This window comes from Lysobacter sp. Root983 (assembly GCF_001429345.1).
GTDB lineage: Bacteria > Pseudomonadota > Gammaproteobacteria > Xanthomonadales > Xanthomonadaceae > Lysobacter.
In genome coordinates this window covers 428,243-440,780 of the sequence record NZ_LMJO01000001.1, presented here as the reverse complement: position 1 = coordinate 440,780, position 12,538 = coordinate 428,243, and the positions used below count along the sequence as shown (strand labels likewise).

Below are 12,538 nucleotides of genomic sequence, written 5' to 3'. Positions count from 1 at the left end.
CGAGCCCTAAGTGCTTTTTACTTGGCGTCCCCACGGGGATTCGAACCCCGGTCGCTACCGTGAAAGGGTAATGTCCTAGGCCTCTAGACGATGGGGACAAAACTGATTGTTCTTGCAGCTAACTCGTCGAAACCCTTTCACAGTGTTCGAAGAGTGGTGGAGCCAGCCGGGATCGAACCGGCGACCTCTACAATGCCATTGTAGCGCTCTCCCAGCTGAGCTATGGCCCCACGTGCTGGAAAGACGAAAATTCTAGCGGGCGTTCAGCGATGTCGTCAAGCATTCATCGCTAATTTTTTTGCCGCCCCGCCGGGACCCTCGTTGAGGGGTGTTCCGGGCGGGCGAATCTCGACCGGGCGCAATGTTGCCATGCCATGACCGCGTTCGGCTAGATACTCGAGCCACTTTCCTAGAAAAGTGTTCATGCGCATGCGGTGGCCGATCAGCTCCGCCGGCGGCGGATACATGCCGATCACGTCCTGCCAGCGGCGCCCGACATAGCAATGGGTGGCTTCCAGTTGATGGGCGTCGTTGTACAGGCGCAGCCAGGCCGAGGGATCGGGCTCGCCGGTGAGCGGATCCAGCAGCGCGTAGGTCATGCGCAGCTCGGTGGTGTAGCGGTGCTGCTCGATCACGTCCAGCTGCAGATCCAGCCCGTCCCCGATCGAGGACCGGTAGGTGCCGACGGCCAGGTCGGCCGGCGCGAACAGGCGCGTGAGGCGGCGGTGGTTCTCGGCGTACAGGCCCATCAGCCAACCGAAACGGGTCAGTCGCGGGATGCGTGCGGAGCGGGCGGCAAGCGATGTCATGCGAGCGATGCTACACGCGCAAACCGCTTCGCGGCAGCGTTGACGGACCTGTCGCGGAGGCCTAAGTTAAGGGTTCCTACCGCATCATTGATGGCGATGGCGAAAACGCCGCCGCCAGGCGCCGCCGGCGCTTAGAACATCTCGCGGTGGATCCCCAACGTCGTCAGCACCTTGCTCGAGATTTCCTCGATCGAGGTATGGGTCGTGCTCAGGGTCGGAATGCGCTCGGCGCGGAACATCATCTCGGCCGCGGCGACTTCGCGCTTGCAGGTGTCCAGCTGGGCGTAGCGCGAGTTGGGGCGGCGTTCCTGGCGGATCTGCTGCAGGCGGATCGGGTCGATGGTCAGGCCGAACAGCTTGTTGCGGTATGGGCGCAGGCGCGGCGGCAGGCGGTCGTGCTCGAGGTCTTCCTCGGTCAGCGGATAGTTGGCCGCGCGTACGCCGTAGTGCAACGCCAGGTAAACGCAGGTGGGCGTTTTGCCCGCGCGCGACACCGCCACCAGGATCAGATCGGCCTCGGCGTAGTCGATGCTCTGGCCGTCGTCGTGGGTCAGGGCGAAATTCATCGCGTTGATGCGGCGATGGTAGGTCTCGAAATCGGCGATGCCGTGGGCCTGGCCGATGCGGCGCTGGCGCCCCTCGCCCAGTTCGCGCTCCAGCGGCTCGATGAAGGGCGCGAATACGTCCAGCATCAGCGCCCCGCTCTCGGCCAGGGCCGCGCCCACGTCGCCGTCCATGCAGGAATTGATCACGATCGGGCGCACGCCATGGACTTCCGCGGCCTCGCGGATCTTGGCCCCGACCTCGCGCGCGCGCTCGACGCTGTCCACGAACGGGATGCGGTCGGTGACGAAGCGGGTCTCGGTGAATTGGGTCAGCAGGCTATGGCCTATGGTCTCGGCGGTGATGCCGGTGCCGTCCGAAACGTAGAAAACCGGCCGTGTTCCCGCCATCGCCCACCCCTCCAAAACCGCGTTCCAATACGAAAAAGCCCGTCGGATCAAGCTTGTATGCGCCCGACGCAGCGGCGATCATATCCGCTTGGCCGCGCCCCCACGCGCGCCCCCCTCGGAGACAGTGTGCCTTGAACGAGAATATCCTCTGGCTGCACGCGCTGCGCCTCAACGATCTGGCCCGCGTAGGCGGCAAGAATTCCTCCCTCGGCGAGATGATCGGCAACCTCGCCAATCTGGGGGTCTCGGTCCCGGGCGGCTATGCCACCACGGCCGAGGCGTTCAAGGACTTCATCGCCCATAACGACCTGCACCAGCGCATTTTCGACCGCCTGGCCACGCTGGACGTGGAGGACGTGCCGGCCCTGACCGCGGCCGGCGGCGAGATCCGCGGCTGGGTCATCGACGCCCCGCTGCAGCCGGCCCTGGATCAGGACATCCGCACCGCCTATCGCCAGCTCTGCGCCGAGAACGGCGGCGGCGACGTGGCGGTGGCGGTGCGCTCCTCGGCCACCGCCGAGGACCTGCCCGACGCCTCCTTCGCCGGCCAGCAGGAGACTTTCCTGAACGTGACCGGCGAAGACGACGTGGTCCGCAAGGTCAAGGAGGTCTTCGCCAGCCTCTACAACGACCGCGCCATCGCCTACCGCGTCCACCACGGTTTCAAGCACGAGGACGTGTTCCTGTCCGCCGGCGTGCAACTGATGGTGCGCTCCAACGTCGGTTCCTCCGGCGTGCTGTTCACCCTGGACACCGAATCGGGCTTCCGCGATGTGGTCTTCATCACCTCCAGCTACGGCCTGGGCGAGATGGTGGTCCAGGGCGCGGTCAATCCGGACGAGTTCTACGTCTACAAGCCCACCCTGAGCCAGGGCAAGCCGGCGATCCTGCGCCGCTCGATCGGCGCCAAGCAGCTGCGCATGGTCTATTCCGACCAGCCCGGCGAGCGCGTGCGCACCGAGGACACCCCGGCCGAGCTGCGCAACCGCTTCTCGATCGACGACGCCGACGTGCACGAGCTGGCCAAGCAGGCGCTGGTGATCGAAACGCACTACGGCCGCCCGATGGACATCGAGTGGGCCAAGGACGGCGTCAGCGGCAAGCTGTTCATCGTTCAGGCGCGCCCGGAAACGGTGAAATCGCGCGGCAAGGCCACCCAGATCGAGCGCTACCAGCTCGGCGCCCGCGGCCCGGTGATCGCCGAGGGCCGCGCCATCGGCCAGAAGATCGGCAGCGGCGTGGCGCGCGTGGTGCGCAGCCTGGACGACATGGCCCGCGTGCAGCCCGGCGACGTGCTGGTGGCGGACATGACCGATCCCGATTGGGAGCCGGTGATGAAGCGTTCGGCCGCGATCGTGACCAACCGCGGCGGCCGCACCTGCCACGCGGCGATCATCGCCCGCGAGCTGGGCGTGCCGGCCGTGGTCGGTACCGGCAACGCGCTGGAGACGATCAAGGACGGCGAGACCATCACGGTCAGCTGCGCCGAGGGCGACACCGGCTTCATCTACGACGGCGCCCTGCCCTTCGAGCGCCACGTCGCCGACCTGGACAAGATGCCGCCGGCGCCGCTCAAGGTGATGATGAACGTCGCCAACCCGGAGCGCGCGTTCGACTTCGCCATGCTGCCCAACGCCGGCGTCGGCCTGGCGCGCCTGGAGATGATCATCGCCAGCCACATCGGCATCCATCCCAAGGCGCTGCTGGAATACGCGCAGCAGGACGCGGCGACCAAGAAGAAGATCGACGAGAAGATCGCCGGCTACGGCGACGATCCGGTGCAGTTCTACGTCGATCGCCTGGCCGAGGGCATCGCCACCATCACCGCTTCGTTCGCGCCGCATCCGGTGATCGTGCGCCTGTCGGACTTCAAGTCCAACGAATACGCCAACCTGATCGGCGGCTCGCGCTACGAGCCGCACGAAGAGAACCCGATGATCGGCTTCCGCGGCGCCAGCCGTTACGTCGATCCGTCCTTCTCCGACGCGTTCGCGCTGGAATGCCAGGCGGTGCTGAAGGTGCGCGAGCAGATGGGGCTGACCAATTGCTGGGTCATGATCCCGTTCGTGCGCACCCTGGACGAAGGCCGGCGCGTGGTCGAGGTGCTGGAGAAGAACGGCCTCAAGCAGGGCGAGAACGGCCTGAAGATCATCATGATGTGCGAGGTGCCGTCCAACGCGCTGCTCGCCGACGAGTTCCTGGACATCTTCGACGGCTTCTCGATCGGCTCCAACGACCTGACCCAGCTGACCCTGGGCCTGGATCGCGACTCGGCGATCGTGGCCAAGCTGTTCGACGAGCGCGACCCGGCGGTGAAGAAGCTGCTGGCGATGGCGATCTCGGCCGCGCGCGCCAAGGGCAAGTACGTCGGCATCTGCGGCCAGGGCCCCAGCGATCACCCCGATCTGGCGGTGTGGCTGATGGAACAGGGCATCGAGTCGGTGTCGCTGAACCCCGATACCGTGGTCGACACCTGGCTGCGCCTGGCGAAGGCCAAGGCGGGCTGAGGCGGTGACGGCGAAAGTCCCGCCGGTGCAGGTCGAGGTCCCGGCGTCGCTGGCGGAGCTCAAGGGCTTCGATTGGCTGGGCATGGCGCAGGCCGCCGGGCTCAAGCTGATCGGCGCGCTGCTGGTCCTGCTGATCGGGATCTGGCTGGCCAAGCGCCTGTCCAACGCGCTGGACCGGGCCATGGCGCGCGGCCACATGGAAGCCACCCTGCGCGGCTTCCTGCGCAACATCGCCTACGCCGGCATGGTGGTCGTGGTCACCACCTCGGCGCTGTTCACCCTGGGCGTGTCGCCGGCCTCGGTGCTGGCGGTGCTGGGCGCGGCCGGCCTGGCGATCGGCCTGGCGCTGAAGGATTCGCTGTCCAATATCGCCTCGGGCGTGATGCTGATCATGCAGCGCCCGTTCCGCGTGGGCGACTACGTGCAGGCCGCGGGCGTCGAGGGCACGGTGGACCAGATCCGGGTGTTCCAGACCCGCCTGCGCACCATCGACAACCGCACCGTGGTGCTGCCCAACAGCCTCATCACCACCGCGCCGATCGTGAACTTCACCGCCAATCCGCGCCGCCGCATCGACATCGCGGTGGGCGTGGGCTACGACGACGATCTGCAGCAGGCGCGCGAGACCCTGCTGGGCGCCGCGGCCGCGCATCCGAAGGTGTTGAAGGAGCCCGCGCCGGAGGTGTTGGTGGTGGCGCTGGGCGAGAGCAGCGTCAATCTGGAGCTGCGGGTCTGGGCCAAGACGGCGGACGTGCTGCGCACGCGCAGCGATCTCAACGAAGCGGTGCGCAACGACATCATCGGGCGCGGGCTGAGCATTCCGTATCCGCAGCGCGATCTGCACGTGTACCACCACGATGCCGACGGCCGGCCGTTGTCGGACGTGCTGGTGAAGGCGGTCGCCGACGACGGCGACGTGGCGCGGCCTGCGGGCAAGCCGAAGACCTGAGCGGGCGCCGTTGCGAGAGCGGCGTGAGCCGCGATTGAATTCTGGCAACGATTACGGCGCGCAATCGCGTCGCGGCTTACGCAACTCCTACAGGGGCGGGTCGTGTGCCGGCCTGGCGGCCTCTGTGCGCTGCTTTTGGGTGAGCGGCGTGAACCGCGACCTGCGCAGGTGGCCGTAGGGGCGTGGTCGCGGCTTGCGCCGCTCCTACAGGGGCTTGCGGGCGGCTCCGCGCGACGTGTTGCGTTGAGCTAGGAGGCTCAGCCCAGGCCGCCCAGCTTGCCCATCGAGGCGCGGTAATGGCGCAGTTCGGCGATGGAGTCGTGCACGTCGCTCAGGGCGGTGTGCTTGGCATCCTTGCCGACGCCGGCCAGCACCTCCGGGGCCCAGCGGCGCGCGAGCTCCTTGACGGTGCTGACGTCGAGGTTGCGGTAGTGGAAGTACTTCTCCAGGCGCGGCATCTGGCGGTGCAGGAAGCGGCGGTCCTGGCAGATCGAGTTGCCGCACATCGGCGAGGCGTTCTGCGCCACCCACTGCGCCAGGAAGGCCAGGGTGCGGTCCTCGGCCTCTTCCAGGCTCACGCCCTGGTCCAGCGAGCGCTGCCACAGGCCGGATTTGCTGTGCTGGTTGCGGTTCCACTCGTCCATGGCCATCAGCCGTTCCAGCGGCTGGCGGATCGCGAGTTCCGGCCCTTCGGCCAGCACCTGCAATTGGGCGTCGGTGACGACGGTCGCGATCTCCAGGATGGCGTCGTTGTCGGTGTCGAGCCCGGTCATCTCCAGGTCGATCCAGATCAGTCGGTGGTCGTTGCCGTTCTTCGCTGTCATGGGCCCCTGTCGTGTCCTCGCCGTGATGCGTCCGTTCGGGGCATCATAGCCCACCTCCCCTCCCCGCTCTCCCGGCCGATGTCGCAGACCGCCGCCTACGCCCATTACGCGATCCTGACCGCGATGCTGGCGCCCGCGTTTTTCCTGACCGCGACCGCCTCGCTGCTGCTGTCGGCCAACAACCGCCTGGCGCGCGTGATCGACCGCGCGCGCGTACTGCTGAAGGAGCTGGCCGAGAGCGAGGACGAGGAAGAGCGCGAGATGCTGGAACGCCACATCACCCGCCAGAAGCGCCGCAGCAAGATCATCCTGCGCGGCAGCCAGCTGCTGTACACCGCGATCAGCTTCTTCGTCGGCACCAGCCTGACCGTCGCCGGCGACGCCTACCTGGGCTACCGCCTGGCCTCGCTGCCGACCATCCTGGCGGTGTTCGGCGTGCTGGCGATGTTCGCCGCCAGCGTGCTGTTGGCGCTGGAGTCCTCGCTGGCGGTGGAAGCGGTGAACGAGGAAATGGACCACGGCCACCGCCGCGCCAAGGTCCGGCGCCCGCGCGACGGCGACTGACGAACGACGCGTCTGGCGGCATCATAGGCGGGTCGTCCCAACGGGACCTTGCCGTCGGAAACCGCGCCCATGAGCGATGTGCTGAACCTGACCACCGGCCACTACGCCGTGGTCTCGGCGATGATCACGCCGGCGTTCTTCCTGACCGCGACCGCGTCGCTGCTGGTGTCGTCGAACAATCGCCTGGCGCGCGTGGTCGACCGCATGCGCCAGCAGCTCAAGCAACTCGAAGAGACCACCAACGACGATGCGCGCGCCTATCTGGAGGCGCGCATCATCCAGCACCGGCGCCGGGTCCGGCTGATCCTGACCTGCCTGCAGTTGCTGTACGCGGCAATGAGCGCGTTCGTGGCCACCAGCCTGTCGATCGGCATCGACCAGTTCAGCGACTACCGCCTGCGCGGCGTGCCGACCGGGTTGGCCATGTTGGGCGTGCTGCTGGTGCTGGCGGCCTCGATCAACCTGGGCCGCGAGGCGCGCATGAGCGTGACCATGCTGGACGCCGAGCTCAAGCGCGAGTTCGACCGCGACGGGCGCAAGCTGCCGACGGAGTGAGGCGGCGCCCCGCCTTGGGGTAGGAGCGGCGTGAGCCGCGACCGCGTCGATTGAATTACGGCGCAGGCCGGATACGCACGCGATCGCGCGGCGACGGAATCGCAGTAGCACCGTGGGCGGGGCATGGCGGTCGCGGCTCACGCCGCTCCTACCCCAAAGCGGGTGTGGCTCAGTCGGTCTTGCCGCGCTTGCGTCGGAAATACGCGGTCAGCCGGGCACCGGCTTCCTCGCCCAGCACGCCGCCGCGGACTTCGACGCGGTGGTTGTGGCGCGGGTCGGCGAGCAGGTCGAACACGCTGCCGGCGGCGCCGGTCTTGGGGTCGCTGGCGCCGTAGACCACCCGGGCGACGCGCGCATGCACCATCGCCATCGCGCACATCGCGCAGGGCTCCAGAGTCACGTACAGGGTGGTGCCGATCAGGCGGTGGTTATCGAGGCGGCGGCCGGCCTCGCGCATCGCCACGATCTCGGCGTGGGCGCTGGGATCGCGGTCGCCGATGTTGCGGTTGCCGCCCTCGCCCAGGACCTCGCCCGCGGCCGAGACCAGCACCGCGCCGACCGGGATCTCGTCGTGCTCGCGTTCGGCGCGCTCGGCCAGGGCCAGGGCGTGGCGCATCCAGCGTTCGTCGATGTCGTCCTGCTCGCTCACCAAGGCATCCCGTACGGGCAAACCGCGATTATCCCCGAGCCGCGCCGGGCGCGCACCGTTGCAGCCGTGGCTTGCGGGTTTCGACGCGCGAGCGTGCGTGCCTCGCGGCGTGGCATCGTCGCGGGTCTCAGGCTCTCGCGTTCGCCCGTTTTGCGGCGATCGACGGCTCGGGCATATCCAGGATCAAGCGGCCGAACTCCAGCGCGGCCGGGGTCTTGCCGCCGGCGCCGCAGATCAGGGCGAAATCCGCCTTCGGCAGCGACGGCAGACCGTACATGCCGTCGACGATCTTCATGCCCGGCTCCAGGTCGTCCACCGTCAGCGCGGTCACCGCCAGCCCGGCGAGCACGGCCGCGCGCAGGCCCTGATGGCTGGGCGAGGTGAAGATCACATGCCATTCGACGTCGGTGCGGCCGAGCGCGGCCAGGCTCTCGCGCCGATAGACGCAAGGCGGCGGATAGAACGCGAGCGGCAAGGAAGCGCCGGGCGCGGGGTCGAAGCCGTCCGCGGCGATCCAGACCAGGCGCGTGCGCCGCAGCACGGTGCCGCGCTCGTGCTTGGGCACGGAAATCACCACCGCCAGATCGAGATCGTCGGCGTCGATCATGCTGTGCAGATCGAAGTTCATGCCCACGCTCACGTCCATTCGCACCGCCGGATAGCCGCGCGCGAACTGGCACAGCAGGGTCGGCAGGCGTTCGCCCATGAAGTTCTCCGGCACGCCGAAGCGCACGATGCCCGACACCGGCGACGGCAGAAAACGCCGGCTCAACGCATCCAGCGACTCCAGGATCTGCTCGGCGTAGCGCAGGAAGTCTTCGCCGTCCTCGGTCAGGGTCAGGCTGCGCGTCGTGCGATGCAGCAGCGGCCGGCCGACGTGTTCTTCGAGGCGGCGTATCTGATGGCTGACCGCGGACTGGGTCAGGTGCAGGCGCTGCGCCGCGCGGGTGAATCCTCCGCAGTGTTTGACGGCGACGAAGGCGCGCAACAGGGTCGGGTCGAAGTCCACGGCCGGACATCCATGATGTGAATTAATCAATACTACAAAATTAAATCATTTCCATCATGAAATCGCTGGGCCGAGAATGGCCTGCGTCGACCGGCCTGCAGGCGCCTTCAGGCTGACGACGGCGGCGCCTCGGCGGGCCGCGCCGAACGCGGACCGATGTGCCGGACGCGTCAGCCGCGCGCCGCCTACGCCGCACGCTGCGGCGGTTTCTTCCTCCCCTACCCGATGGGTCCGGCCGCGATATCCGCGACGCCGCCGCGTGCCCGCCTCACTATCGAGAACCTACGCATGAGTTCATCCGCCACCGGCAAGAACGCGATCGCGCTGGCCGCCGTGTCCCTGTCGGCCTTGATGTTCGGCCTGGAAATTTCCAGCGTGCCGGTGATCCTGCCGACCCTGGAGACGCTGCTGCATGGCGACTTCAACGACATGCAGTGGATCATGAATGCCTACACCATCGCCTGCACCACGGTGCTGATGGCCGCCGGCACCCTCGCCGATCGTTACGGCCGTAAGCGCGTCCTGCTCATCAGCCTGCTGCTGTTCGGCCTGACCTCGTTGATCTGCGGACTGGCGTGGGACGCCCAGGTGTTGATCGTCGCGCGCTTCCTGCAGGGCATGAGCGCGGGCACGATGCTGATCTGCCAGACCGCCGTGCTCTCGCATCAGTTCCGGCCCGGCCCGGAACGCAGCAAGGCCTTCGCCGTCTGGGGCATCGTGTTCGGCGTCGGCCTGGGTTTCGGCCCGATCATCGGCGGCGCGATCGTGGCGCTGTCGAACTGGCAGTGGGTGTTCCTGGTGCATGCGCCGCTGAGCCTGCTGACCATGTCGCTGGCTGTGGCCGGCATCGTGGAGTCGCGCGACACCCAGGCGCAGCGGCTGGACGTGCCCGGCATCCTCACTTTGTCGCTGTCCGTGCTGGGCCTGACCTACTACATCACCCAGGGGCCGGAACTGGGCTACGCCAGTCCCGTCGGCATCGGCATCGTCGCGGCGACGCTCGCGGCCTTCGTCGCTTTTTGCGTCGTCGAACGCATCGCGCCGCACCCGATGTTCGACTTTTCGGTGTTCAAGTCGCGCGACTTTTCCGGCGCGCTGATCGGCTCGGTCGGCATGAACTTCAGCTTCTGGCCGTTCATGATCTACCTGCCGATCTACTTCCAGGGCGCGTTGGGCTACGACGCGGTCGCCACCGGACTGGCCCTGCTGGCCTACACCCTGCCGACCCTGGTGGTGCCGCCGCTGGCCGAACGCCTGGCCTTGCGCTATCGCCCGGGGCTGGTCATTCCCAGCGGCTTGTTCGCGATCGGCCTGGGCTTCGTGGCGATGCGTTACGGCAGCGCGGTCGCGCAGCCGAGCTGGCTGAGCATGCTGCCGGGCGCCCTGCTCGCCGGCATCGGCCTGGGCCTGACCAATACGCCGGTCACCAACACCGCGACCGGTGCGGTATCGAGCGACCGCGCCGGCATGGCCTCGGGCATCGACATGAGCGCGCGCCTGATCACCCTGGCGATCAACATCGCGCTGATGGGCTTCCTGCTGCTGGCGGGCATCGCGTCGCACCTCCGCCAGGCGCTGCCCGCTTCGGTCGACGCCGCGCAGTTGCAAGCGATGGCGCAGCGGATCGCGGCCGGCCATGCGGCCGCGTTGCCGGCGGGAACCTCGGGCGAGCTGTCGCCCGCGGCGATCGAAGCCGTCGGGCACGCCGCGCTGGTGCACGGCTTCGGTTGGGTGCTGTGGTTCGGCGGCGTGGGGGTGTGCGTGCTCGCGGCGCTGAGCTTGCTGGTGTTCGGGCCGGCGAAACGCAGCGAACTGGCGACTGTCTAGCTGGCTCCGTGCGGCTAGCGGGGAAGCGCTAGCGCCCAGCAGCCACGCGGCTGCCGTCCATGGCGCAACACTTCAGCTTCGGCTGGTCCGGCCCGGCCATCCATGGCCGGTCAGTAGTCGAGCTGCGAGCCAGTGGCTCGCGAAGACGCGGCTGCCGTCCATGGCGCGACACTTCAGCTTCGGCGGGTCCGGCCCGGCCATCCATGGCCGGTCAATAGCCCACCTGCGAGCCATTGGCTCGCAAGCAGGTGGGCTATTCCCACTCGATCGTCGCCGGCGGCTTACCGCTGATGTCGTAAACGACACGAGAAACACCGCGCAACTCATTGATAATACGGTTGGAAACCGTACCCAAGAAGTCGTAAGGCAGGTGCGCCCAGTGCGCGGTCATGAAGTCGATGGTCTCGACCGCGCGCAGCGCGATCACCCATTCGTAGGCGCGCGCGTCGCCGACCACGCCCACCGACTTCACCGGCAGGAACACCGCGAAGGCCTGGCTGGTCTTGTCGTACAGGCCGGCCTTGCGCAGTTCGTCGATGTAGATGTGGTCGGCCTTGGCCAGCAGATCGGCGTACTCGCGCTTCACTTCGCCGAGGATGCGCACGCCCAGGCCGGGGCCCGGGAACGGATGGCGGTAGACCATCTCGCGCGGCAGGCCGAGTTCGACGCCCAGGCGCCGCACCTCGTCCTTGAACAGCTCGCGCAGCGGCTCGACCAGGCCCAGCTTCATGTTCTCGGGCAGGCCGCCGACGTTGTGGTGGCTCTTGATGACGTGGGCCTTGCCGGTCTTGCTGCCGGCCGACTCGATCACGTCGGGGTAGATCGTGCCCTGCGCCAGCCATTTGGCGTTGGCGAGCTTGTGCGATTCCTCGTCGAAGATCTCGACGAACAGGTTGCCGATGATCTTGCGCTTGGCTTCCGGGTCGCTGACGCCGGCCAGGCGCTCGAAATAGCGGTCGGCGGCGTTCACCCGCACCACCTTGACGCCCATGTGCTCGGCGAACATCGCCATCACCTGGTCGCCTTCGTTGTAGCGCAGCAGGCCGGTGTCGACGAACACGCAGGTGAGCTGGTCGCCGATGGCCTTGTGCAGCAGCGCCGCCACCACCGAGGAATCGACACCGCCGGACAGGCCGAGGATGACCTCGTCGCTGCCGACCTGGGCGCGCACGCGCTCGATCTGGTCCTCGATGATATGGGCCGCGTCCCACAGGGTCTGGCAGCCGCAGATGTCGACCACGAAGCGGCGCAGCAGGGTCTGGCCCTGCTTGGTGTGGGTGACTTCGGGGTGGAACTGCACGCCGTACCAGCGGCGCGCGTCGTCGGCGAAAGCGGCGACCGGGATGCGGTCGGTCTTGGCGGTGACGACGAAGCCGTCCGGGGCCTTGGAGACGTGGTCGCCGTGGCTCATCCACACATCCAGACGCGGCGGCGAACCCGGATGGTCCTTGAGGCCGTCGAACAGGCGGTCGTGCGCGACCAGTTGCACTTCGGCATGGCCGAACTCGCGCTGGTCGGCCGCTTCGGTGTCGCCGCCGAGCTGCTTGGCCATGGTCTGCATGCCGTAGCAGATGCCCAGGATCGGCAGGCCGGCGTCGAACACCTGCTGCGGCGCGCTGGGCGCGCCGGCTTCGGTGGTCGATTCGGGGCCACCGGACAGGATGATGCCCTTGGCGCCGAACGCGGCGATCTCGGCCGGGTCGTGGTCCCAGGCCCAGATCTCGCAATACACGCCGATCTCGCGGATGCGGCGGGCGATCAACTGCGTGTACTGCGCGCCGAAGTCGAGGATCAGGATCTTGTCGCTGTGGATGTCAGTCATGAGAGCCGGGATTCGGGAATGGGGATTCGGGATTCGTCAAAGCGGAACGCTGGGATGGGAACGGACCGGC

At 67.8% G+C, this 12,538-nt stretch carries 11 protein-coding genes and 2 tRNA genes; 5 read left to right on the top strand and 8 right to left on the bottom strand.

The genetic code is table 11. The annotated features are described in order from the left end of the window. Nucleotides 1–22 precede the first annotated feature (22 nt). The 4 genes from ASE43_RS02040 to ASE43_RS02025 all read right to left on the bottom strand — a co-directional run bounded on the left by ASE43_RS02040 (nt 23) and on the right by ASE43_RS02025 (nt 1,762). A tRNA-Glu gene (locus tag ASE43_RS02040) sits at nt 23–98 on the bottom strand. 56 nt (nt 99–154) lie between these two features. After that, nucleotides 155–230 (bottom strand) — tRNA-Ala (locus tag ASE43_RS02035). 45 nt (nt 231–275) lie between these two features. Further along, a complete protein-coding gene (locus ASE43_RS02030) occupies nt 276–809 on the bottom strand; it encodes a DUF1249 domain-containing protein (RefSeq protein WP_057159278.1) in 534 nt (177 codons plus the stop codon). 131 nt (nt 810–940) lie between these two features. After that, nucleotides 941–1,762, bottom strand: coding sequence for a pyruvate, water dikinase regulatory protein (locus tag ASE43_RS02025; protein ID WP_057159277.1), 822 nt, complete (start codon nt 1,760–1,762; stop codon nt 941–943). Nucleotides 1,763–1,893: 131 nt separating this feature from the next. Between ASE43_RS02025 and ppsA the strand changes: the two genes are divergently transcribed. Both ppsA and ASE43_RS02015 read left to right on the top strand, forming a co-directional pair. Beyond that, the gene (ppsA, locus tag ASE43_RS02020) at nt 1,894–4,269 is read left to right on the top strand and encodes a phosphoenolpyruvate synthase (protein ID WP_056174686.1); all 2,376 of its coding nucleotides are present in this window, start codon (nt 1,894–1,896) and stop codon (nt 4,267–4,269) included. 4 nt (nt 4,270–4,273) lie between these two features. Next, nucleotides 4,274–5,218: a mechanosensitive ion channel domain-containing protein gene (locus ASE43_RS02015; protein ID WP_056174684.1), complete on the top strand. Its 945-nt coding sequence runs from the start codon at nt 4,274–4,276 to the stop codon at nt 5,216–5,218. Nucleotides 5,219–5,475: 257 nt separating this feature from the next. Here the strand turns inward: ASE43_RS02015 and orn are convergent, their stop codons facing one another. Next, a complete protein-coding gene (gene orn / locus ASE43_RS02010; protein WP_056174682.1) occupies nt 5,476–6,042 on the bottom strand; it encodes an oligoribonuclease in 567 nt (188 codons plus the stop codon). Nucleotides 6,043–6,120: 78 nt separating this feature from the next. On the opposite strand from orn, the gene ASE43_RS02005 reads away from it, so the two are divergent. Beyond that, entirely contained in the window at nt 6,121–6,606 is a 486-nt protein-coding gene (locus ASE43_RS02005) for a DUF2721 domain-containing protein (protein WP_056174680.1), read from the top strand. Between the two features lie 69 nt (nt 6,607–6,675). Continuing rightward, a complete protein-coding gene (locus tag ASE43_RS02000; RefSeq protein WP_056174678.1) occupies nt 6,676–7,161 on the top strand; it encodes a DUF2721 domain-containing protein in 486 nt (161 codons plus the stop codon). A gap of 169 nt (nt 7,162–7,330) precedes the next feature. Here ASE43_RS02000 and tadA read toward each other — a convergent pair whose 3' ends face one another. Then, complete coding sequence (gene tadA, locus ASE43_RS01995) at nt 7,331–7,813, bottom strand: tRNA adenosine(34) deaminase TadA (protein WP_082607040.1); 483 nt, start codon at nt 7,811–7,813, stop codon at nt 7,331–7,333. Nucleotides 7,814–7,937: 124 nt separating this feature from the next. Continuing rightward, the gene (locus ASE43_RS01990; protein ID WP_056174676.1) at nt 7,938–8,819 is read right to left on the bottom strand and encodes a LysR family transcriptional regulator; all 882 of its coding nucleotides are present in this window, start codon (nt 8,817–8,819) and stop codon (nt 7,938–7,940) included. A gap of 288 nt (nt 8,820–9,107) precedes the next feature. Here ASE43_RS01990 and ASE43_RS01985 point away from each other — a divergent pair, with 288 nt between their 5' ends. Then, nucleotides 9,108–10,646, top strand: coding sequence for an MFS transporter (locus ASE43_RS01985; protein ID WP_057159276.1), 1,539 nt, complete (start codon nt 9,108–9,110; stop codon nt 10,644–10,646). A gap of 253 nt (nt 10,647–10,899) precedes the next feature. On the opposite strand, the gene guaA is transcribed toward ASE43_RS01985, so the two are convergent. Then, nucleotides 10,900–12,468, bottom strand: coding sequence for a glutamine-hydrolyzing GMP synthase (gene guaA, locus ASE43_RS01980; protein WP_056174672.1), 1,569 nt, complete (start codon nt 12,466–12,468; stop codon nt 10,900–10,902). Between the last annotated feature and the right edge of the window lie 70 nt (nt 12,469–12,538).

What these genes read in the sequence shown, in the direction of transcription:
- ASE43_RS02030 (WP_057159278.1), bottom strand. Translation starts at nt 809, where the DNA reads ATGACATCGCTTGCCGCCCGCTCCGCACGCATCCCGCGACTGACCCGT.
- ASE43_RS02025 (WP_057159277.1), bottom strand. Translation starts at nt 1,762, where the DNA reads ATGGCGGGAACACGGCCGGTTTTCTACGTTTCGGACGGCACCGGCATC.
- orn (WP_056174682.1), bottom strand. Translation starts at nt 6,042, where the DNA reads ATGACAGCGAAGAACGGCAACGACCACCGACTGATCTGGATCGACCTG.
- ASE43_RS02005 (WP_056174680.1), top strand. Translation starts at nt 6,121, where the DNA reads ATGTCGCAGACCGCCGCCTACGCCCATTACGCGATCCTGACCGCGATG.
- ASE43_RS02000 (WP_056174678.1), top strand. Translation starts at nt 6,676, where the DNA reads ATGAGCGATGTGCTGAACCTGACCACCGGCCACTACGCCGTGGTCTCG.
- ASE43_RS01985 (WP_057159276.1), top strand. Translation starts at nt 9,108, where the DNA reads ATGAGTTCATCCGCCACCGGCAAGAACGCGATCGCGCTGGCCGCCGTG.
- guaA (WP_056174672.1), bottom strand. Translation starts at nt 12,468, where the DNA reads ATGACTGACATCCACAGCGACAAGATCCTGATCCTCGACTTCGGCGCG.